The organism is Nonomuraea corallina (genome assembly GCF_027620315.1).
In the GTDB taxonomy this organism is placed as follows: Bacteria; Actinomycetota; Actinomycetes; order Streptosporangiales; family Streptosporangiaceae; genus Nonomuraea; species Nonomuraea corallina.
In genome coordinates this window covers 1-20670 of record NZ_JAPNNL010000135.1, presented here as the reverse complement: position 1 = coordinate 20670, position 20670 = coordinate 1, and the positions used below count along the sequence as shown (strand labels likewise).

General features: G+C 71.6%; 19 protein-coding genes. 11 read left to right on the top strand and 8 right to left on the bottom strand.

Going from position 1 to position 20670, the window contains the following annotated elements:
- Positions 1–60: 60 nt before the first annotated feature.
- Positions 61–468, bottom strand: a complete 408-nt coding sequence (locus OUY22_RS26925) for a nitroreductase family deazaflavin-dependent oxidoreductase (RefSeq protein ID WP_270157965.1) — start codon at positions 466–468, stop codon at positions 61–63.
- A gap of 85 nt (positions 469–553) precedes the next feature.
- Here OUY22_RS26925 and OUY22_RS26920 point away from each other — a divergent pair, with 85 nt between their 5' ends.
- A complete protein-coding gene (locus OUY22_RS26920) occupies positions 554–1162 on the top strand; it encodes a TetR/AcrR family transcriptional regulator (protein WP_270157964.1) in 609 nt (202 codons plus the stop codon).
- On the opposite strand, the gene xseA is transcribed toward OUY22_RS26920, so the two are convergent.
- The gene (gene xseA, locus OUY22_RS26915) at positions 1140–2342 is read right to left on the bottom strand and encodes an exodeoxyribonuclease VII large subunit (protein WP_270157963.1); all 1203 of its coding nucleotides are present in this window, start codon (positions 2340–2342) and stop codon (positions 1140–1142) included. The two genes, OUY22_RS26920 and xseA, sit on opposite strands and share 23 nt — an antisense overlap.
- Positions 2339–3244, bottom strand: coding sequence for a hypothetical protein (locus OUY22_RS26910; protein WP_270157962.1), 906 nt, complete (start codon positions 3242–3244; stop codon positions 2339–2341). Before OUY22_RS26910 ends, xseA begins: the two co-directional genes overlap by 4 nt.
- A 100-nt stretch (positions 3245–3344) precedes the next feature.
- On the opposite strand from OUY22_RS26910, the gene OUY22_RS26905 reads away from it, so the two are divergent.
- On the top strand, positions 3345–4310 hold the full coding sequence (locus tag OUY22_RS26905; RefSeq protein WP_270157960.1) for a 4-hydroxy-3-methylbut-2-enyl diphosphate reductase: 966 nt from the start codon (positions 3345–3347) through the stop codon (positions 4308–4310).
- A gap of 71 nt (positions 4311–4381) precedes the next feature.
- Here OUY22_RS26905 and OUY22_RS26900 read toward each other — a convergent pair whose 3' ends face one another.
- From OUY22_RS26900 to OUY22_RS26890, 3 genes are all read right to left on the bottom strand, one after another.
- Positions 4382–4765 (bottom strand): nuclear transport factor 2 family protein, encoded by a 384-nt coding sequence (locus tag OUY22_RS26900; RefSeq protein ID WP_270157959.1) that lies wholly within the window; start codon positions 4763–4765, stop codon positions 4382–4384.
- Between the two features lie 107 nt (positions 4766–4872).
- Complete coding sequence (wrbA, locus tag OUY22_RS26895; RefSeq protein ID WP_270157958.1) at positions 4873–5496, bottom strand: NAD(P)H:quinone oxidoreductase; 624 nt, start codon at positions 5494–5496, stop codon at positions 4873–4875.
- Between the two features lie 60 nt (positions 5497–5556).
- Positions 5557–6078, bottom strand: a complete 522-nt coding sequence (locus tag OUY22_RS26890) for a cupin domain-containing protein (protein WP_270157957.1) — start codon at positions 6076–6078, stop codon at positions 5557–5559.
- Positions 6079–6219: 141 nt separating this feature from the next.
- Between OUY22_RS26890 and OUY22_RS26885 the strand changes: the two genes are divergently transcribed.
- A complete protein-coding gene (locus tag OUY22_RS26885; RefSeq protein WP_270157956.1) occupies positions 6220–6882 on the top strand; it encodes a TetR/AcrR family transcriptional regulator in 663 nt (220 codons plus the stop codon).
- 45 nt (positions 6883–6927) lie between these two features.
- On the opposite strand, the gene OUY22_RS26880 is transcribed toward OUY22_RS26885, so the two are convergent.
- Both OUY22_RS26880 and rmuC read right to left on the bottom strand, forming a co-directional pair.
- The gene (locus OUY22_RS26880; protein ID WP_270157955.1) at positions 6928–7443 is read right to left on the bottom strand and encodes a DUF6542 domain-containing protein; all 516 of its coding nucleotides are present in this window, start codon (positions 7441–7443) and stop codon (positions 6928–6930) included.
- Positions 7444–7457: 14 nt separating this feature from the next.
- Positions 7458–8714: a DNA recombination protein RmuC gene (gene rmuC / locus OUY22_RS26875; RefSeq protein ID WP_270157954.1), complete on the bottom strand. Its 1257-nt coding sequence runs from the start codon at positions 8712–8714 to the stop codon at positions 7458–7460.
- Between the two features lie 84 nt (positions 8715–8798).
- On the opposite strand from rmuC, the gene ychF reads away from it, so the two are divergent.
- The 8 genes from ychF to OUY22_RS26835 all read left to right on the top strand — a co-directional run.
- A complete protein-coding gene (gene ychF, locus OUY22_RS26870) occupies positions 8799–9875 on the top strand; it encodes a redox-regulated ATPase YchF (protein ID WP_270157953.1) in 1077 nt (358 codons plus the stop codon).
- 93 nt (positions 9876–9968) lie between these two features.
- On the top strand, positions 9969–10700 hold the full coding sequence (locus OUY22_RS26865) for a class I SAM-dependent methyltransferase (RefSeq protein ID WP_270157952.1): 732 nt from the start codon (positions 9969–9971) through the stop codon (positions 10698–10700).
- 116 nt (positions 10701–10816) lie between these two features.
- Positions 10817–11092, top strand: coding sequence for a hypothetical protein (locus OUY22_RS26860; RefSeq protein ID WP_270157951.1), 276 nt, complete (start codon positions 10817–10819; stop codon positions 11090–11092).
- Between the two features lie 716 nt (positions 11093–11808).
- A complete protein-coding gene (locus tag OUY22_RS26855) occupies positions 11809–12531 on the top strand; it encodes a conjugal transfer protein (protein ID WP_270157950.1) in 723 nt (240 codons plus the stop codon).
- A gap of 75 nt (positions 12532–12606) precedes the next feature.
- The gene (locus OUY22_RS26850; RefSeq protein WP_270157966.1) at positions 12607–12852 is read left to right on the top strand and encodes a hypothetical protein; all 246 of its coding nucleotides are present in this window, start codon (positions 12607–12609) and stop codon (positions 12850–12852) included.
- Between the two features lie 54 nt (positions 12853–12906).
- A complete protein-coding gene (locus OUY22_RS26845) occupies positions 12907–16365 on the top strand; it encodes a TcpE family conjugal transfer membrane protein (RefSeq protein ID WP_270157949.1) in 3459 nt (1152 codons plus the stop codon).
- Positions 16366–16412: 47 nt separating this feature from the next.
- Complete coding sequence (locus tag OUY22_RS26840; protein WP_270157948.1) at positions 16413–18890, top strand: ATP-binding protein; 2478 nt, start codon at positions 16413–16415, stop codon at positions 18888–18890.
- A partial coding sequence (locus tag OUY22_RS26835) for a type IV secretion system protein (RefSeq protein WP_270157947.1) occupies positions 18887–20670 on the top strand: 1784 nt, incomplete at its 3' end. The genes OUY22_RS26840 and OUY22_RS26835, both read left to right, overlap by 4 nt.

Here is a 20670-nt window from a genome sequence, read left to right as displayed (position 1 = left end):
TGACAGAGCGGCTCAGTGACAGAGCGGCTCAGTGACAGAGCGGCTCAGTGACAGAGCGGCTCAGCTCAGCCGTTCGAGGGTGATGACGGGGATGACGCGGGTGGTCTTGGTCTCGTAGTCGGCGAAGCCCGGCGCCTTCTCCACCATGCGGGCGTAGAGCCGGTCGCGTTCCTCGCGGTCCACGACGGTGGCCTTGGCCTCGTACGTCTCGGTGCCGACCTCCACGGTGACCTCGGGGTGGGCGCGCAGGTTGTGGTACCAGGCGGGGTTGTCGTCGGCGCCGGCCTTGGAGGCGATGACGACGAGCCGGCCGCCGTCCTCCAGGTACATCACGGGCGTGGTGACGCGCCGGCCCGACCTGGCGCCCGTGGTGGTGAGCAGGAGCAGATCGGAGCCTTCGAAGTAGCCGCCGACCTTTCCGTCGTTGGCGCGGAACTCCTCGATGATCTGCTGGTTGAAGTCGCTCATGGGTTCCTCCTAGAAGCGGAGACCTCTCCGGTTCAGACAACCGCAGAGTTTAACCGGAAATTCCTCCGGGTCGTATGCTGTTTTCGTGTGCGCAGGTCGACAGCTGCCGGTGTTGGGGCAGTCCCAGCCCGAGCGCGCCGACGCGGCGCGCAACCGGCAGAAGATCATCGAGGTCGCGGCCCGCATGATCGACTGCCGCGGCGCCGACCAGCTCTCCCTGGACGAGGTCGCCAGGGAGGCAGGCGTCGGCGTGGGGACGGTCTACCGGCGCTTCGGCGACCGGGCGGGCCTGGTGTGGGCGCTCATCGACGAGCGGGAGCGCCGCTTCCAGGAGGCGTTCCTCAGCGGCCCGCCGCCGCTCGGCCCCGGGGCGGCGCCGGCCGAGCGGGCCGAGGCCTTCCTGACGGCCCTGGTCGACCGCGTCGTCTCCCAGCTCGACCTGTTCCGGCTCGTGGAGCTGGGCTCACCCGCGTCCAGGTTCGGCGGCCCCTACCGGGTGCACCACACCCATCTGGCCGCGCTGCTGGCCCAGGCCAGGCCGGACGCCGACCCCCACTACCTGGCCGACGCCCTGCTGGCCCCGGTCAACGCCCACCTGATCGCCTACCAGCGCGAGCGCGGGCTGACCATCGACGAGGTCAAGGCCGGGATCGGCGGCCTCGCCAGGGCCGTCACGGCTCGGCCCGCACCGTGACGCGGTCGTCGGGCAACCTCACCGTGAGCTCGTCGCCCGGGGCGACCTCCTCCGCGCGGCGCACCACCTCGCCCGTCGGGCGCTGCACGATCGCGTAGCCGCGCTCCAGCGTGGCCGCCGGTGACAGCGCCACCAAGCGGGCCCGTACGTGCGTGAGGTCGTCCCCGGCCCGGTCCAGCGAGCCCGACAGCGCGCGCCTGGCCCGCTCCCGCAGCCCGTCCACCCGCTCGGCATGCCGCTCCAGCTCACGCACCGGATCGGCGAGCGAGGGGCGCGAGCGGACCGCGGCCAGCCAGGACATCTCCCGGTCCAGCCAGCCGCTCACCACCCTGCGGCCCCGGTCGCGGAGCTGGCGCACCAGCGTGAGCTGCTCGCTCACGTCGGGCACGACCTTCTTGGCGGCGTCCGTGGGAGTGGACGCGCGCACGTCGGCCACCAGGTCGAGCAGCGGGCTGTCCTGCTCGTGGCCGATCGCGCTGACCACCGGCGTACGACAGGCCGCCACCGCGCGCACCAGCGTCTCGTCGGAGAACGGCAGCAGATCCTCCAGCGACCCGCCGCCCCGGGCGATGACGATCACCTCGACGGCGGGGTCGGCGTCCAGCTTGCCCAGCGCCTCGGTCACCTCGCCCACCGCGTACGGGCCCTGGACCGCGACCTCCTCCACCGTGAACCGCACGGCGGGCCAGCGGCGCCGCGCGTTCTCCAGCACGTCGCGCTCGGCGGCGGAGTCCCGGCCGCAGATCAGCCCGACCGTGCCCGGCAGGAAAGGCAGCCGGCGCTTGCGCTCCGCCCCGAACAGCCCCTCGGCCGCCAGCAACTGACGCAGCCGCTCCAGGCGGGCCAGCAGCTCGCCCACGCCGACCGGCCGGATCTCCAGCGCGGTGAAGGCGAACGAGCCGCGGTTCACCCAGAAGTCCGGCTTGACGTGCACCACCACCCGGGCGCCGTCGATGGGCCTGGGCATCGCGGCCTCGTACACCCCGCGCGGGGTGGTGACCCGGGCGGACACGTTGGCCACCGGGTCGCGCAGCGTCAGGAACACCGTGCCGCCGCGCGCGCTCAGATCGGTGATCTGGCCCTCGACCCACACCGTGCCCAGCTTGCCGATCCAGCCGCCGACCATCTGCAGGACCGTGCGGATCGGCAGCGGCGACTCGGGCGTGGTCTTGGACGTCATTCGCCCGCGTGCAGCTTGGCCAGCCGGTTCTCGAACATGCGGATCACCTCGGGCCGGCCGGCCGTCGCCTGCTCGTACGCGAGGTACTCGGCGATCTGCGTGGCGTTCTTGCCGCGCATCCGGGCGCGCAGCGACGCCACCGTCAGCGAGGCGAAGCCCGGCAGCGGCTCGGCACGCTCACCCGCGCCCGGAGCGGGCTCCTCCCGCGCGACCTGGACCGTCTCGACGGCCTCGGCCAGCTTCGCCGTCTGCGGGGCCTTCGGCTTGGGCTTCCGCTTGGCCTTCGGCTTCGCCTCGGGCTCCGGCTCGGCGGCGGCCACCGGCTGGGCGACGGCGGGCGCCGGGGCGAGCGTGGGCTCGGGCTCGGCGGCGACCTGCGGCTCGGGCCCGGGCTTCGGCTTCGGCTCGGTCTTCGGCTCTGCCTTCGGTTCGGGCTTGGCCTCAGCCTCCGGCTTGGCCTCGGTCTTGGCCTCGGTCTTGGCCTCGGTCTTGGGCTCAGTCTTGGGCTCGGTCTTCGGCTCTGCCTTCAGCTCCGGCTCCGCCTCGGGCTCGGGCTTGGCCGCCGGGGTGAAGATGACCGGTTCGGGCTTGGCCTTGGAGGTGCCGTTGGGCGCGGCCTCCGGCCTGGGGGCGAAGATGACCGGCTCCTTGCGGGCCGGCTTCGCCTCCTCTCCGGCGCCGATGACCGGCGTCTCGGAAGGACGCGAAGCGACGTCCTCCTTCTTCTCTTCCTTGTCACCCTTGATCGAGTGTTTCACCCGGTCCACGAGCATGAGCGCCTGCCCGGCCGCGCCGAGCGTGCTCTGGACGACCAGGAGCGGCAGGTCGCGGGCCTTCTCCTTGAGCGCGTCCTTGCTGGTGACGGTCTTGGCGATGTTGCGTATCACGTCGCTTAGGGACATGCACGTCTCCCTGGGAGGTCAGTGTGGACGGCCAGTCTGGCAAAGCGCAGGCACAGGCGCACGCGCGGGCCGGTCAGCCGTTCCACGTAGCATATGGACTATGGAGCTCCAGACTGTCTCTTCCCGCCGAGTCCTCGTGGCAAGGCCCCGCGGCTACTGCGCCGGTGTCGATCGTGCCGTGGTGGCGGTCGAGAAGGCGCTGGAGCAGTATGGTGCGCCGATCTACGTGCGCAAGCAGATCGTCCACAACACGCACGTGGTCAAGACGCTCGAGGCCAAGGGCGCCATCTTCGTCGAGGAGACCGAGGAGGTGCCCGAGGGGGAGATCGTGGTGTTCTCCGCTCACGGCGTCTCGCCCGCCGTGCACGCCGAGGCCGAGCAGCGCGGGTTGCGCACCATTGACGCTACCTGCCCGTTGGTGACGAAGGTTCACAACGAAGCCAGAAGATTCGCCGGTCAGGACTACGACATTTTGCTGATCGGACACGAAGGTCATGAGGAGGTCGAGGGCACCAGCGGCGAGGCTCCCGACCACATCAAGCTCGTCGACGGCCTCGACGCGGTCGACCGGGTCGAGGTGCGCGACCCCAGCAGGCTGGTGTGGCTGTCGCAGACCACGCTGTCGGTCGACGAGACCAACGAGACCGTCGCGCGGCTCAAGAAGCGCTTCCCGGCCCTGATCGACCCGCCCAGCGACGACATCTGCTACGCCACCCAGAACCGCCAGGTCGCCGTCAAGGAGATCGCGGAGGAGTGCGAGCTGGTCATCGTGGTCGGCTCCGACAACTCGTCCAACTCCAAGCGCCTGGTCGAGGTGGCCAAGGACTACGGCGCCGCGGCCGCCTACCTCGTCGACAACGCCACGTTCATCCGCGACGAGTGGCTCGACGGCGTCACCACGGTCGGCGTCACCAGCGGCGCGTCGGTGCCCGAGGAACTGGTGGCGGAAGTGCTCGCGTGGCTGGCGCACCGCGGCTTCGGCGACGTGACCGAGGTCGAGCCGGTGCAGGAGAAGATGCGCTTCGCGCTCCCTCACGAGCTGCGCAAGGATCTGCGCGTCCCGTAGCGCCGGGTTGACCTCGATCGCGAGGCATCCGGCGGGGACCGCCGCCGTATGCCTCGCGTGACGTACCGGGCCTACCAGCGCTCCACCAGGTGCTCGCGACCGGACGGCGGATCGTACGGCTCCGGCCAGTAGTCGACGATCCGGCTGATCAGTCCCTGGTCGGAGAGTTCGAACCAGACGCATGCGTCCTGATGCTCGATGCCGACGCGCGCGTCGATCCACGCCGCGGCATGACGGCCGTCGGCGACGATGCGCCGCACCCGCAGATGCCAATCACCGGGATAATCCATGTTGAACCGGAGGAACGCAGACTTCCCGCGGATCCGTTCCCGGGTCTGCGGCATCTCGTACACCACGTCCTCGGCGAGCAGGGCGCCGAAACGTTCCCAGTCACGCTGCTCGACGGTGTCGACGTAGGCGTCCACGGCATGTCGGCTTCTGGAGGTCTCGTCCATGCGCGGGACGTTACACCGACGCTCCTCGGTCCGTCCGACGACCCTGGCCCACTCGTCCGGGAACCGCACGTCGAGCTTCTCGGCCACGGCCGTGGCGCCTGCGGCGGTCAGGCGGCGTGCCCCGCCTTGAGCGCCCGCGCGATCCTCACGGTCCGTTCGGCCTGGTGACGCGCGGCGTTGCGGGTGTCGTCGCCGATCGAGCCGAGGTCGGGGCCCGGCGCGGCGTGGTGGGACGTGCCGTACGGGTTGCCGTCGACGAACTTGATCGGGTCGGTGTATCCGGGCGGCACGATGATGCCGCCGAAGTGATGGATGCTGTTGTACAGGGCGAGCAGCGTGGATTCGTGGCCGCCGTGCAGGGTGGCGGTCGAGGTGAAGCCGCTGTAGACCTTGTCGGCCAGCCCGCCCTGCTGCCACAGCGGCGACAGTGTGTCGAAGAACTGCTTGAGCTGGGAGCTGATGTTCCCGAACCGGGTCGGTGAGCCGAAGATCACGGCATCCGCCCAGGCGAGGTCCTCGGTGGTCGAGACGGGCATGTCCGCGGTGGCCGCGTGGTGGGCTGCCCAGGCCGGGTTCGCGTCGATCGCGGACCGTGGCGCCAGTTCGGCGACCTTGCGGACGCGGACCCGCGCGCCCGCGGCCTCCGCGGCCTGGGCCATCTCCGTGGCGATCCGGGTGCCGGTGCCGGTCGCCGAGTAGTAGATGACGGCGAGGTTGACGAGGTGGGTCATCTGTCGAAGTCCTTGCGACGGTGTGGTGGTGTCCTGGCGGGTCGGGGAGGGGAGGGGTGATCAGTCCCAGTCGTGGTCACCCGGAAGCAGCACCATGTTGTGGGCGCCCAGGATGTCCACCAGTTCGTTGAACTTCTCGTCCGGCCAGGGTTCCGGAGCCCGGTCCGTCTCGCCGTGCTTCAGGAAGAAGGACTCCGGCCCGGCGGGCGTGTAGAAGACGAGGAGCCTGGCCGGCTCCGGGCCGACGTTCCTGAAGGCGTGGCGGGTGCCCTTGGGGATGTACACGAAGTCGCCGGGGCCGGTCGTGATCTTCTCGTCGCCGTTGATGAACTCGAACGCCCCGGAGACGACGTAGAACGCCTCGTCCTCCTTGGAGTGGATGTGCGGGACGTTGCCGTGGTCGGGCTCGATGAGGCCGTCCATGAAGGCGAGGGCGCCATCGGTCTGTTCTCCCGTGACCTTCACCGCGAACGTCTCATGTCCGGTGAGCCGGACGACGCCTCCGTCCTGGCGGACGACGAAGCCGTTGGCGGCGGTCCAGACGGGGTCGTCCTTGTCCGGGAGCGGCAGATTGAGGGCCATGCTGCGATCCTTTCTCGCGCTGCGGCTGATTGAATGTAAGTCATTGAATGACAATCAATCAAATCGCCGTACGAGGGATCGCCCGCGCGCACCCCGATACGCTGACGACAAGGCACGCACACACCGTGGGGAGGATCAGACGTGACCCGGTCCGTCACAGGCAAGCCGCCCACCCGGCGGCAGCTGGCAGCCCAGGAGACGCGCCGGAAGCTGCTCGACGCCGCGCTGGAGCACTTCTCCCAGCGCCCCTACGCGGACGTCACGGTCGGCGACATCGCCCGTTCGGCCGGGGTGGCCCACGGGCTCCTGTCCCACCACTTCAACGGCAAGGAGAGCCTCTACGCGGAGGCCGTGCTCGAGATCGACCGCCGCCTCCGCGAGGCCGCGCGGCTCACCCCCGAGGGGTCCGCCCTCGAACGGCTCCGCCGCCACCTCGTCGCCCACCTGGAGTTCCTGGCCGAGCACGAGGACGCCGCCCGCAACCTGATCCTTCGCCGCTCCGAGGCCACCGGCCTGGCCTGGGAGGCCTTCGAGGCGACCCGCTGCGAGGGGATCCGGGCCGTATGCGAGCTGCTCGGCCTCGACGCGGAGGAGCGGGCGCTCCAACTGCCGTTGCGCGGGTTCTCCGCCGCCTGTGACGAGACCGCACTCCACTGGCTCGCCGGCGGGCGGCCGTGCGGGATCGAGGCGCTGGTCGACGTCTGGATCAGCTTCCTGGCCGGGGCGATCCGAGCGGCCCGCGGCCTCGCGCCGACCCCTGCCCTGGACGAGGCCCTCGACCTGCTCCAGCCCTCACAGGACTGAACCGGCCCGGGCGAACTCCGGAAGACCGAGGGGTGAGTCGGATCGTCAGTCCTCGCCTCTGGGCGTGCCGTAGACGCGCGGCTCGAAGTAGCCTTCGGGCTCCGGCACGTACGCCTGCGGCTGGCGCGGCCGCGGCACCTCGGCGCCCGCGCGCAGCTCCTCGCGCAGCTCGCGCACGTTGTCGCGCAGCCCGCGCGCCCACGCCACGCCCAGCACGATCGCCGAGCCGGCGAACAGCCAGGGCGCGCCGCGCGACAGCGAGCCGTAGAGGCCGAGCGCCAGCGACTGCAGGATGCCGACCGTGACGAGCGCCCGGCCCAGCTCGACGAAGAGGGTCGCCACGAAGAACACCAGCGGCGGCGTCACCACCAGCGACAGCAGCTCGCGCGGGTTGACCAGCACCACGCCCAGCAGGGACGCGGCCACGAACGCCAGCCCGACCAGCAGCTGCATGTCCAGCAGGGCGGCCAGCACGTAGCCCGCGAGCGTGGAGACGAGCGTGAGCGCGATGGCCCCGCGGGCGGTCAGCCTGACGGCGGAACGCTTGCCTGTGCCGGTCACCGGCCCCACCCCCCTTATTGCGAGCCGTTGGCCAACTTACCGTTCGCGTGTGTGATGAGAGACGTGGTTTCGAGCAGTTCGGGGGACGCCAGCGGCCGTGGCACGCCCTCGACCGCCCCGGGCGAGTCGAGCTCGCCGTCGACGACGCCCAGATCGTGCAGTTTGCGTGCGGTGACCAGGACCCGGCTCTCCAGCGACCCGACGGTCTTGTTGTACGCCTCCACGGTACGGGCCAGCGACCTGCCGAGCGACTCCACGTTCCGCCCCATCGAGGACAGTCTTTCGTACAGCTCCTTGCCCAGCTCGAACACCACCCGCGCGTTCTCGCTCAGCGCCGCCTGCTGCCAGGCGTAGTGGGCGGTGCGCAGCATCGTGATCAGCGTGGTGGGGGTGGCGATGTGCACCTTGCGGGCCATCGCGTACTCCAGCAGGCCGGGGTCGCGCTCCAGCGCCGGGGCGAGGAACGCCTCGCCGGGGATGAACAGCACCACGAACTCCGGCGCCGGGGTGAACGCCTGCCAGTAGGACTTGGCGGCCAGCCGGTCGATGTGCTCGCGGACGTGCCGGGCGTGCGCGTCGAGCCGGACCGTGGCCAGCGACTCGTCGCCCGCCTCCGCGGCCTCCAGGTAGGCGGACAGCGACACCTTGGCGTCGACCACGATGTTCTTGCCGCCGGCCAGCCGCACCACCATGTCGGGACGCACCGGGCCCTCGGCCACCTGCTCGTCGAAGTCGCAGTGGCGGTGCATGCCCGCGATCTCGGCGACCCGGCGCAGCTGCATCTCGCCCCACCGGCCGCGGGCCTCAGGCCGCTGCAGCGCCCGCACCAGCGCCATGGTCTGGGCGCGGAGCTGCTCGTGACTGTGCCGTACGAACTCCATCTCCCTGGCCAGCTCCGCCCGCGCCGCGCGCTGGCCCGACTCGGTGTCGCGCAGCTGGGTCTCCACCCGCGCCAGCGCGTCGCGCAGCGGCTCCACCAGGTGCTCGACCGCCTGCCTGCGCTGCTCCAGGTCACCGGCCGCCTCCGCCCTGGTGGCGGCCAGCCGGGTCTCGGCCAGCTCCAGGAAGCGCACGTTGTTGACGTCGAGCGCGCGGGTGGACAGGGCCTGGAAGCGCTCGGCGAGCTGCTCCTCGACGTAGACCAGCTTCTCGGCGGCGGACCTGGCGCGCGCGTCGGCCTCGGCCACCCGCACCGCCGCCCTCGTCCTGGCCACGAGGAACCCGATGGCCGCGCCGATCAGCAGACCCAGCAGTAGCGAGACGACATCCACCTCATCGATGATTGCAGGACATCGCGCCCGCTTCGGCCCCCGACACGCCTGGTCGCCCTCGGGAAGCAAGTAAACTCGCTGGGCGTGAGCCTTTCCATCGGCATCGTCGGCCTGCCCAACGTCGGTAAGTCCACGCTGTTCAACGCGCTGACCAAGACCGGCAACGCCCTCGCCGCCAACTACCCGTTCGCCACCATCGAGCCCAACGTGGGCATCGTGGGCGTGCCCGACGAGCGTCTGCCCAAGCTGGCCGAGATCTTCGGCTCGGCTCGCATCCTGCCCGCCAAGGTGGAGTTCGTCGACATCGCGGGCCTGGTCAAGGGCGCTTCGGAGGGGCAGGGGAGAGGCAACCAGTTCCTCGCCAACATCCGCGACACCGACGCCATCTGCCAGGTGATCCGGGTGTTCAACGACCCCGACGTCACCCACGTCGACGGCGACATCTCCCCCAAGCGCGACATCGAGACGATCAACACCGAGTTGATCATGGCCGACCTGCAGACGGTCGAGAAGGCCATCCCGCGCCTGGAGAAGGAGTCGCGCCACAACAAGGACAAGAAGCCCGCGCTGGAGGCGGCCCAGGCCGCGCTCGCCGTCCTGGAGACCGGCAAGACCATCTTCGAGAGCGGGCTCGGCGGCCCCGACCTGCGTGAGCTCCACCTGCTGACGGCCAAGCCGTTCCTCTACGTGTTCAACGTCGACTCCGACGAACTCGTCGACGACGCGCTGAAGGCCCAGATGTCGGCCCTGGTCGCCCCCGCCGAGGCGGTGTTCCTCGACGCCAAGCTGGAGTCCGAGCTGGCCGAGCTCGACGAGGAGGAGGCCATGGAGCTGCTGGAGTCCGTCGGCCAGCACGAGTCCGGGCTGAGCAAGCTCGCCCGGGTCGGCTTCGAGACCCTCGGCCTGCAGACCTACCTGACCGCCGGCCCCAAGGAGTCCCGCGCCTGGACCATCCGCAAGGGCGCCACCGCGCCGGAGGCGGCCGGGGTCATCCACACCGACTTCCAGCGCGGCTTCATCAAGGCCGAGGTGGTCTCGTTCGACGACCTCGTGGCGGCCGGCTCCATCGCCGCGGCCCGCGCCGCAGGCAAGGCCCGCATCGAGGGCAAGGAGTACGTCATGCAGGACGGCGACGTGGTCGAGTTCCGCTTCAACGTCTGACCGCCCTCCGGCCCGCCTCAGGTCTCTTCCGGCGGTGTGATCGGCGTCGTCCGAGGCCGGAAAGCGGTTGTGCGAGGGCGATAGCGTCGGAGCGTGCCCGATCCGATTTTCGCCGAGCCCCGTCTGGCCCGGATCTACGACGCGATCGACGCCGACCGGAGCGACCTCGCCCCGTACGCCGCCATGGTCGCGGAGTTCGGCGCGCGGCGGGTGCTGGACGTCGGATGCGGCACCGGCGTGTTCGCCTGCCTGCTGGCGGAGCGTGGCGTCGAGGTGGTCGGCGTGGATCCCGCCGCGGCGTCGCTGGAGGTCGCCCGGGCCAAGCCGGGCGCGGACCGGGTGCGCTGGATCCTCGGCGACGCCACCACGCTCCCGCCGCTCCGGGCCGACCTGGCCACCATGACGGGCAACGTGGCCCAGGTCTTCCTCACCGACGACGCGTGGACGGCCACCCTGCGCGGCGTGCGCGCCGCCCTGCGGCCCGGCGGCCTGCTGGTCTTCGAGACCCGCGATCCCGCCCGCCGGGCCTGGCGGGAGTGGGACCGGGCGCGCACGCACGCCGTCACCGACGTCCCCGGCGCCGGCCGGGTCGAGTCGTGGTGCGAGGTCCTGGACGTGTCGGGGCCGCTGGTGACCTTCCGTCACACGTACGTGTTCGAGGCCGACGGCGCGGTGCTCACCTCGGACTCGACGCTGCGCTTCCGCGGGCGCGAGGAGATCGGGGACTCGCTGCGCGAGTCCGGCTTCCAGGTCGAGGACGTACGCGACGCCCCGGATCGGCCGGGACGCGAGTTCGTCTTCGTGGCCCGTACGGCGGGTGTGTGATCGCCCACATCGGGCCGATCGCCAAATATCTGATTGCGGGACCTCTTCCGCGTCAACCATTCGGGCTGCCCGCGCGTCGAATCGACACGGCGGCCACGCTGACTCGGGAGGCCCTCATGTTTCGTCGCATCAGGAACCGGCGCCAGGCGCCCACGCTCAACGGCATCAGCCTGGAGGAGGAGCTCGCGCTCTTGCGGGTGGAGCTGATGTACGGCCTGCGCGTCGACCGCGCCGACTATTTGCGCGTGAAGGCCGGTGAGCGCGAGGAGGTGGCCACCCGGCTGCGCGGCCGGGACGCCGCCACCAGCCTGCTGGCGGAACTGCGCGGCTCCCTGGAGCGCGCCGTCCAGCCCGCCGGGCTCCGCGGTCCCCGCTCGCGCGAGTCCGCCTGAGGTCCGGCCCCCGGCCCGCGGGTTCCGGCCCCTGAGGCTCGTCCCGGCACCTGGCGATCAAGACCTGGGCGGCATCGGAAGGGTGCGGCCGGGCCTGTGTCGAAGGGTCGAGTCCGGAAAGAAAGCGCAGGTCAACAGGTGGGCTCCGCGACGAGGACAGATATTCGTGGCGGTCGGGTTATGCGTTTTTAGGTCTCTGGCCTGGTCGAATGCCCTTTCGACAGGGAACACACACAAACCGGCGCGCCAGGTGCGTCCTATGCGCACTCGGTTTGCCCCCGGACGGCGATGCTTGCAGCATGGGCGTGGCTTTCCTGGAACAATGGCGGAGACCGGATAAGGTGACTGCTTCACCGCGGATGATGGGGATCGGCAACGGACGACACCGCGCCAGCCGGGGGGATGGCGCGAGCGGAGGCGTGATGGCTCGTAGGTCAACCGTCCAGCACGGTCCTCGGATCGCTGGCGGGCCCGAGCTTTCCGCACACCCCGACACCGGCTACGACGCGCCGCCTCCGCGCAGGCCGCGGCGCGGCGGTTGGTCGGGTGGCGGCGGGCGGTGGCTCGTCTGGACGGGCCGGATAGTTCTGTGGGCGCTTATCGTAGTAATCGTGGTAAATGGGATCCGTGCCCCATTCGAGCGGTTTACCGGCCAAAACGCCGCCGCTCCGCTTGAGTCCGCGCAACCGGGCAGCGGCTTCCCGGAGGACCAGGCCATGGCATTCGCCGCGCAGTTCGCCGGCGTCTACCTGAATTTCAGCCCCGAAGACGCCGTGAGCAGGTCAAGCAAGCTGTCCGCGTTCGTCGCCGAGGGCATGGACCAGCAATTGGGCTGGGACGGCAACGGCAAGCTGGGCGCCGTCGCCATCCAGCCGTACGACATCGAGGTCACCGACGCCAACAACGCCGTGGTCACGGTGGCCTTCCAGACCGGCCCGCGCCGGCTCCACCTGTCGGTGCCGATCTACTACTCGACCGGCGACGCCGGCCGCAGGTTCGTGGTCTCGGGCTGGCCCGCGATCCTGCCCGCCCCCGCTCCCGCCCAGCTGCCCCAGGCCGCCGTGCCGGAGACGGACGACGCGGCGACCGCCGAGCTCAAACCGCAACTGGAGGGCTTCTTCCGCAACTACGCCTCGGGCAACACCGCCGAACTCCAGCGCTACGTCACCGCCGGCACCAGCCTGCCGAGCTTCGCCGGCGCCTTCACCTTCGCAGAGCTCAAGAGCGTCGTGGTGCCTGTGGGGGGTGCCACAAGAGAGATCGAGGCGGTCGTGGTCTGGATCGTGCCCGGCGCGGTGGCGTCCACGACCCCCGACGCCGCGGCCGGGTCCGGCACCGCGGACGGCCGTCTCCAGCAGGCATACCGCCTCACCGTCGAGAAGCAGGGCGACAAGTGGTACGTCGACGACATCCGTGGCGCCGGTCGTGTCGTCGGATAGCCCGGTTCTGCTGATCGGCACCCCCCGGAAGGACGAGATGTGATCGTGAAAACCCTGGTGCTCCACCTGATCGAAATGACGCCGAGCCCCCCACCGACCGGCGTCAACACCGAAGGACTCGCCGACTTCCTGCGCGCGTTCTTCGCCCCGCTGTTCCTCGTCGTCGTGTCCGTGGTCGCGCTGTTCTTCCTCTTCACCCGCGAGATCACGCGATTCGTCCAGTTCCTCATCCTGGCCGTGGCCATCGGAGTGATCTTCTACGTACCCAACATCATCGAGGTGACGGCCAAGGCGATCGCGGGTGCTCTCGGCATCCAGTAAGGGTTGAGACCACTCCCCGGTGGTCATGTACGAGCGGGTGGAGAGGAGGACCGCGTGGACCTGCCCACGTATACGAACATCTGGCGCATCGAGAAGCGGCTCTACAAGCTGTACGACCTACGACTGCCCATGCCGCTCCCGATCGTCTGGATCGGCGTGTTCGTCGGCGTCCTCGTCCCGTGGTCGCTCCTGCTCTGGCTCGTCGGCGTCCCGGTGGCGATGCCCTGGCACGTGCTCTTCCTGGTGCCGCCCGGCATCGTGACATGGCTGTCCACCCGGCCCGTCATCGAGGGCAAACGACTCACCGAGTTGCTGGAGTCCCAGCTGCGTTACCTCGGAGAGCCGAAGGCGTGGTACCGGCTGGCCTCCCTGTCGGAGCCCGAAACCGTGACGTTCTCGGCCCGCGTCTGGCGCGCCTACCCGGTCCGGGTGAAGGCCACGCGCAAGTCCCGCCAGGCCACGCGCAAGACCTCACGCAAGCGCGCGCCGGTGACGGGTCCTCGCCAGGTCAGGCCCGCGGTGGCCGCCGCCGCTGCCGCCGCCGCCCAGGCCCCCGTGGCGCCCACCCAGCTCACGACCACGGCGGTGGAGTCCACGACCCGGCTCCCCGTCGCCGCGGCGGAGCCGGCCCGCACCGGCTGGGGCTCCCGTACCCGCCCCGGCTCGCCTCCCGCCCTCCCACCCCATGACGCGCCCGCCGAGCACGAGCAGACTTCCGCCGGGGATCCCGCTCCGGGCCGTTCGCCGCGCCAGCCGGTACGGGACCTGCGCCTGGTCCGTGACACCCGCGCCACGGAGCACGGCGACGCCGAGCGCTCCCGGCCGGCGGCGACCGGTGCCGCCCAGGCCCCCGGCACCGTACGCGACGACCGGCCCGGCCCGGCCCGGGGCGACCAGCCGGTCGCGCCCGCCCGGGACTCCCGCGTGGCCCGCGCCCGCGATGATCAGTCGGTCGCGCCCGCCCGGGACTCCCACGTGGCCCGTGACGATCAGAAGACGGGCCCGGCCCGGTCCGGCCGGCCGGCCGCGCCGGCGCGGGACGGTCAGGCGGCTCGGCGCGATCCCTCCAACGTCGAGGGCACGGGCGTCGAGGGCACGGGCGTCGAGGGCACGGGCTCGGCCGTCCGGCGTACGGGCCCGGCGGCCGGGCGTTCCGCCTCGGAAAGCTCTCGTACGGAAGAGACCCGTCGGGAAGGCTCTCGTACGGAAGAAGCCCCTCGCGACGGCGACGCCGCCTCGCGTGCGGAGACCGGGGCGCGCAGGCCGCGTCAGGGCGGCGGCGGCAAGCCGATCGACACCGAAGCGCTGCGACGCCTCCGCAAGCTGGCGGCCAGCGCCGACGGCCCCACGGCCGGTGCGGCGGACGAGGGGTCCGGGTCCGAGCGCGTCCAGGAGGACGAGGCCGCCAGAAGCCAGCACCGCAAGGGCCAGCCGCCCAAGCTCAACCCCGCCCTGCTCGCCGAGGCGCAGCGCAGCTGGGCACCGCTGAGCCCCGACTCCCGGCCGGTCACGCTGTCCCGCCCGTTGCGTGATCGCGGACCCGAGCAGACGTTCCCCCTCCGACGCGACGAGACCCCCAAGCCCGCCCGCCCGGGGGACGGCGCCGGAGCGGAGCCCCCGAAGCAGGCCGCCGTGGATGAGGTGACCGGCGCCCGGCCCGGAGAGACCGCCGCGCCGGAGGCCCACCGCGCCGCTGCGCCGGAGACGAAGACCTCTCGTCAGCCCCACGAGGACGCACCCGAGCAGCGCCCCAGCGCCCCGAGCGCCTCCACGCCCGCGAACCAGGACGTACCTGCCGTACCGGCGTCACCCGAGTCACCGGAACGCGACCACAGCACCACGGACACGCCGTCCGACCCGGCGGACCGTGACGACCACGCTGTGACGGCGGCCTCCGGATCGGTGGAGGGGGACGAACGCGCCGCGGTGACGTCGTCCGGGACTTCGGAGCGAAAAAATCGCACCGCAGGGGAGCCTGTGGAGCGGGCTGGTCAGACTGGAGCGGCGTCCGAGCCTGCGGAGCGGGACCGTCAGACTGCGGCGGCGGGACGTCAGGAGCGGGACGATCGCGTTACGGCGCCGTCGGCTGAGGCTGGTGCCGGCGCATCCGCCGGCGGGGACGAGGCGTCCGGGGATGGCGTGACCCCTGTGAAGGGCCGGCCCGCGCGTCGCCGGGCCCTTCGGGCGGTGACCGACCCGGAGCCCGCCGAGCACGAAGGGCCCGAGGCGCCGGCCGCGCACGTCCAAGAGGCCCGGCCGAGCCGGAGCGGCACAGCCCCTGAAGTGCGACCCGAGGCCAGCCGGACCCCCGACCTGCGATCGGAGGCCGGCCGGACCCCCGACGTGCGGTCCGACGCCGGCCGGGACTCCGACGTGCGGTCGGAGGCCGGCCGGGAGCCCGCAGAGCGAGCACAGGCCGGCCGGGAGTCCGGAGTGCGGTCGCAGGCCGGCCAGGACCCGAGGTCCGGGCGAGGCGGGGAAGCACCCGCCGATGAGCGCGGGAAGGGGCACGGGGACGAGGGGAGGGTCGTGCCGGGGCCTCGGGTGGGGGAGGCGAAGGTCCGGCGCGTGGAGTCCGTCGTGGGGCGCGACTCCGGCGGGTGGCGGCGGGTCGCCAGGGTGGTCGTCGGCGGGAACGGGGTGCGCGGCGACGGGTCCGAGATCGACGAGGCGCGGGCCAGGAGCGTGTTCAGCGGGAGCCGCCGCATCGTGGTGCTGGGCTGCACCGGCGGAGCGGGCCAGAGCACGACGGCGCTGATGCTGGGCCACACGCTGGCCCACTACCGCGACGACCGCGTGGTGGCGCTGGACGCGGGCAGCGGCGAGAGCACGCTGAGCAGCAGGATCGAGCCCGAGACGCCGGAGACGCTGACGTCGCTGCTGGCGGGCCTCCACCAGATCGGCGGCTATCTGCGGATGCGCGGCTACACCACGCGGACCTCGTCCGGCCTGGAGGTGGTGGGCGCCGACGGTGACGCGGAGGCCGAGCAGCGGCTGGCCGACCGCAACCTCTTCTCGGACGAGCGGCTGGGCGACGCGCTGGCGCTGCTGGACCGCCACTACAAGCTGACGGTGATCGACCCGGCGGCGGCGCTGGCCGCCCGGATGCTCCCGTACGCGGACCAGCTGGTGCTCGTGGTGCCCGCCAGCGAGGAGGCGCCGGAGGCGGTCGGGATGACGTACGAGTGGCTCGACGGTCATGGCTGCGCCGACCTGAGGCGGCGCGCGGTCATGGTGGTCAACGGGGTGAGCAGGCGTTCGATGCCGGACGTCGAGCAGGCGGAGGCGGTGGCCAGCGGCAGGTGCCGGGCCATCGTCAGGGTGCCCTGGGAGGACGACCTGGCCCCCGGCGGGGTGGAGGTCGTGGATCCCGGGCGGTTGCGCACGGCCGGCAGGCGGGCCTATCTGGCGCTCGCGGGGGTCGTGGTCGCAGGCTTCGCGGCACAGAGGATCCGACCGAGCGAAGAGGAGTTGGCTGGTGACCCCCCGGGCACGAGAATCGGTGAGCGTTAAGTGAACATCCGAGCAGGTCTGGCCCGCTCATGCGCTGAGGGGGCGGCATGAGCAGGGCGTCCCGTGCGCGTCAGCGCCTGGCCGTCCGGTTCTTCGACGACCGCGTCCTGCTCACGGACACCTGCGCGTGGGCGTACTTCCGGCTGCCGACGGTCAGTTACGAGTTCGTCACGCCGGAGGAGCGCGAGGCGCTGGCCACCAACATCACGATCGCGCTGGCCGCGATCAGGATGCCCGACGCCGAGGTGCACCTGCGGGTGGCGCACCGGGCCTATCCGGCGGCGGAGTGGGCGATGGCGCTCAACGGCACGTCCGACGAGGGGCCGGGCTGGCGCGACTACCTGGAGGAGATGTACCGCCACGTCTGGGCCAAGGACTTCTGGACCAAGGAGGTCTATCTCGGGGTCCGGCTCGGGGCCCGGGGCAAGCAGCTCGGCGCGGGCGCGCTGGCCCAGTTGTTCGGGTTCTACCAGCGTACGGAGAAGGCGCTGGGGCTGGAGGACGACCACGTCAAGGACGGCGAGATCACGCGCTGGACCGAGCAGGCGGAGCGGCTCGGCCGGGCGCTGGCGTCGAGCGCGCTCTATGCCCGGCACGCCACCTCCACGGAGGTGGCGTGGTTGTTCCAGCACGCGGCGGCGGGCGGGCTGGCCGACGGGCCGCCGTCGGCCAGCCCGAAGCGGCGCTGGGGCAAGGGTGAGATCGAGGCGCTGGTCGAGGGGGAGATCCACAACGGCCGGTCGCTGCTGCGCATCGTGCAGCCGCAGGGTGACTCGTACGTGGCTCATCTGTCGTTCGCCCGGTTCCCCGACCTGATGCCGTTCCCGGACGGGGAGCCGTGGCTGCACTTCGCCGACCAGTTGCCGTTCCCGGTGGAGATCTCGTCGCGGATGCGGCTGATCCCGCCGGTGAAGGCGTCCCGCGACGTGGCGCGCAAGCTGGCGCACGCCCGTGACATGGACATCCACATCCGCGAGGCCGGCGCGGAGGCGCCGCTGGCGCTGGCGGAGCAGATCGACGCGGCCCGGATGCTGGAGCACGGCATCACCAAGGAGCGGCTGCCCTTCGTGTACGGGTGGCACCGGCTGATCGTGTCGGCCCCGACCGAGGACATCTGCGTGCAGCGGGTGGAGGCGGTCGTGGAGCACTACCGCGACATGGGCATCGACGTGGTGAACTCGACGGGCGACCAGTTCTCGCTGTTCTGCGAGTCGCTGCCGGGCGAGCGGGTCAAGATCAACGCGTATGCCCAGCGGCAGCCGCTGCGGACCATCGCGGGCGGCATGGCGACCGCGACCGTGGATCTGGGCGACCGGCTGGAGCACGGCGGCGAGGGCTGGCTGGGGCCCTACATCGGCGAGACCGTCGGCCGGGCCCGCAGCATCGTCCACTTCGACCCGTTGCTGGCCGCCAGCCGCAACCGGCCTACGGCGATCGCGATCACCGGCGAGCCGGGCGGCGGCAAGACCACGCTCGCGCTGCTGATGATCTACCAGATGGCGCTGCGCGGCGTCACGGTGGCGGTGATCGACCCGAAGGGCGACGCCGAGTCGCTGGTGCGGCTGCTGGAGAAGCGGGGCCGCAGGGCGCGCGTCATCCCGCTCGGGTCGGCGGCGCCGGGCCTGCTGGACCCGTTCTCGTTCGGCGACGACATCGCGGCCAAGAAGACCATGGCCACCGAGACGCTCAGGCTGCTGCTGCCCCGCATGTCGGAGGAGCGCGAGTCGGCCATGATCCAGGCGGTGGCGGCGGTGTCCAACCAGCCGGACCCGTCGCTCGGCAAGGTCGTCGCCTATCTGGAGCGGGCCGAGGACGCCGCGTCGAGGAACCTCGGCGCGGTGCTGCGTTCGATGTCCGAGATGCACCTGGCCAGGCTCTGCTTCGACCCGTCGGGCGGCGACCAGATCGACACCGAGGGGTGGACGACCGTGTTCACGCTCGGCGGGCTGACCCTGCCGGACGTGACGACAGGCAGGGAAGACTACTCCTACGAGCAGCGGCTGTCGGTGGCGCTGCTCTATCTGGTGTCCCAGTTCGCGCGGCGGCTGATGAACGGGCTGGACCGGCGCGCGCCCAAGGCCATCTTCCTGGACGAGGCGTGGGCGATCACCTCCACGCCGGAGGGCGCCAAGCTGGTGCCCGAGGTCAGCCGGATGGGCCGCTCCCGCAACACGGCGCTGGTGCTCGTCTCCCAGAACGCCGGCGACCTGCTCAACGAGCAGGTGACGAACTGCCTGTCGTCCGTGTTCGCCTTCCGGTCGACCGAACGGGTGGAGGTCGACCACGTGATGGCACTGCTCGGGGTGGAGCCCCTGGAGGAGCACAAGGCGGTGCTGCGGTCGCTGGGCAACGGCGAGTGCGTGTTCCGCGATCTGGACGGCAGGGCGGGCCGCATCGGGGTGGACCTCATCTCCGAGGAACTGCTCCGTTGGCTCGACACGAACCCGACGCACGACAAACCCGACGGCGACGGGCATGATGATCTTCAGGGGGGCGTGGGCAGGGCGCAGGAGGTGCGGTCATGAAGATCCGGCTACCCAAGCGGTGGGCGCTCGCCGTGGTGACGGTGCTGCTCGGCTTCGTCGTGGTGCCCGTCGTGGTCGGCGCCGCGTCGCCGGCCGCCGCCGCGCCCTGCGACCTGTCGGGCGAGCTCGCCCCCGAGGTGATCGGCAGCGGCGTCGACGGCATGATCCAGCCGCCGGCCCGCGAGGGCGGCCCGCCGGCGGCCCCCACCAACTACGGCCAGTTCGGCATGGCCGGTCAGTTCTGGCACACGCACGAGCTGGGCTGTTCGGACATCGCCGCGGTGCTCGGCAACTCCTGGGCCAACACGATCTTCCTCTGGGCCAAGGCCATCGACCGAATGACGATCACCACGTACCAGGCGGCGGCCACCGAAGGACCGCTCCAGGCGATCAAGGACGTGGTCGACGACATCGTCAGGAACCTCTCGCAGGCGATGTACTGGCCCTACCTCCAGCCGGTCGTCATCCTCGGCGCGATCTGGCTCGCCTGGTACGGGCTGATCCGCAAGCGGGCCACCACCACCGCCGAAGGCGTGATCTGGATGGTGCTCGCGGTCACGGTCGCCACCTGGTTCCTCAGCCGGCCGCAGGACTTCACCGGGCTGGGCAAGGTCGTCACGGACAAGACCGGCGAAGTGGTCAACTCCGCCTTCTCCGGGCTGCCCGGCGCGGGCGGCACGTCCTGCCTGCCGCCGCCCGGCCAGACCAACCCCGAGGTACGGGCCGGCGGCTACGGGCAGAACGGCACCCCCGGCGTCGACCAGAACGCCGACGCGCTCTGGTCCACGCTGGTCTGCAAGCCGTGGCTGATGGGCATGTTCGGCACCGCCGACCCCGACCAGCCGATCGTCCGCGACTTCGGCCGGGTGATGCTGGAGACCCAGTCGATCCCGGCCGCGACCGTCGAGAACCCCGCCCCCGACGTGGGCGCCCACCAGGCCAAGTACGCCGAGGTCGCCGACAGGCTCAGGAACGACTCGCGCTACTTCATCTTCTCCGGCCGGGACTGGACCAGCCGGCTCGGCGTGGCCATCGGGGCGCTCATCGCCGCCATGGTGGCGGGGGTGCTCATCTTCCTGGTGGCGGTGTCGCTGCTGGTGCTGAAGGTCGGCTTCCTGCTGCTGCTGATACTCGGGCCGGTGTTCCTGCTCATCGGCGTGCACCCGGGCAGCGGGCGGATCATCGCCATGCGCTGGGTGGAGATGCTCATCGGCACCCTGCTGCGGCAGGCCGTGCTGGCGCTCGTGCTCGGGGTGCTCGTGTACGGGTACGCGCTCATCATCTCGACGGCGATGCCGTGGGGGCTGCAGATCCTGTTCATGGCGTTGCTGACGATCGCGGTGTTCTTCTACCGCAGACCGTTCCAGCACCTGTTCTCCTCGATCAACGGCCACACCCTCGCCACCCGGATGCTCGGCGAGGCGGCCAGCTCGCGGACGCTGGAGCGTTCGGCGAACGTGCTGCCGCCGGTGGCGTCGGCGCGGATCGGACGCTGGGGCGTGCGCAAGGCCGAGCCGCTCATCACGGCCGCGGCGTCCGGCGGAGTGGCGGGCGCGGCCGCGTCCGGGGTCGCCCAGGGGCGGGCCAGGGGTGAGGAGGGCGAGGGCGCTTCGGGCATGCGCGTTCCGGCGCCGCTGGACAAGGAGCAGCAGGGCGCCAGGGGCGTCGGCAGGCGGGTGCCCGAGGCGCGCAAGGGCGACGCGCCACCGCTCAACCTGGGCGGGGCCAACGGCCGGGGCGGTCCCGCCGGGCGCGGCCCGGTACGGTCGGGTGGCAGCGC

Coding starts and splice junctions, on each gene's coding strand:
- xseA (WP_270157963.1), bottom strand. CDS start 2,342: ATGACGTCCAAGACCACGCCCGAGTCGCCGCTGCCGATCCGCACGGTC.
- OUY22_RS26900 (WP_270157959.1), bottom strand. CDS start 4,765: ATGGACGAGACCTCCAGAAGCCGACATGCCGTGGACGCCTACGTCGAC.
- OUY22_RS26910 (WP_270157962.1), bottom strand. CDS start 3,244: ATGTCCCTAAGCGACGTGATACGCAACATCGCCAAGACCGTCACCAGC.
- OUY22_RS26860 (WP_270157951.1), top strand. CDS start 10,817: ATGTTTCGTCGCATCAGGAACCGGCGCCAGGCGCCCACGCTCAACGGC.
- OUY22_RS26925 (WP_270157965.1), bottom strand. CDS start 468: ATGAGCGACTTCAACCAGCAGATCATCGAGGAGTTCCGCGCCAACGAC.
- OUY22_RS26890 (WP_270157957.1), bottom strand. CDS start 6,078: ATGGCCCTCAATCTGCCGCTCCCGGACAAGGACGACCCCGTCTGGACC.
- OUY22_RS26840 (WP_270157948.1), top strand. CDS start 16,413: ATGAGCAGGGCGTCCCGTGCGCGTCAGCGCCTGGCCGTCCGGTTCTTC.
- OUY22_RS26855 (WP_270157950.1), top strand. CDS start 11,809: ATGGCATTCGCCGCGCAGTTCGCCGGCGTCTACCTGAATTTCAGCCCC.
- OUY22_RS26850 (WP_270157966.1), top strand. CDS start 12,607: ATGACGCCGAGCCCCCCACCGACCGGCGTCAACACCGAAGGACTCGCC.
- OUY22_RS26905 (WP_270157960.1), top strand. CDS start 3,345: ATGGAGCTCCAGACTGTCTCTTCCCGCCGAGTCCTCGTGGCAAGGCCC.
- wrbA (WP_270157958.1), bottom strand. CDS start 5,496: ATGACCCACCTCGTCAACCTCGCCGTCATCTACTACTCGGCGACCGGC.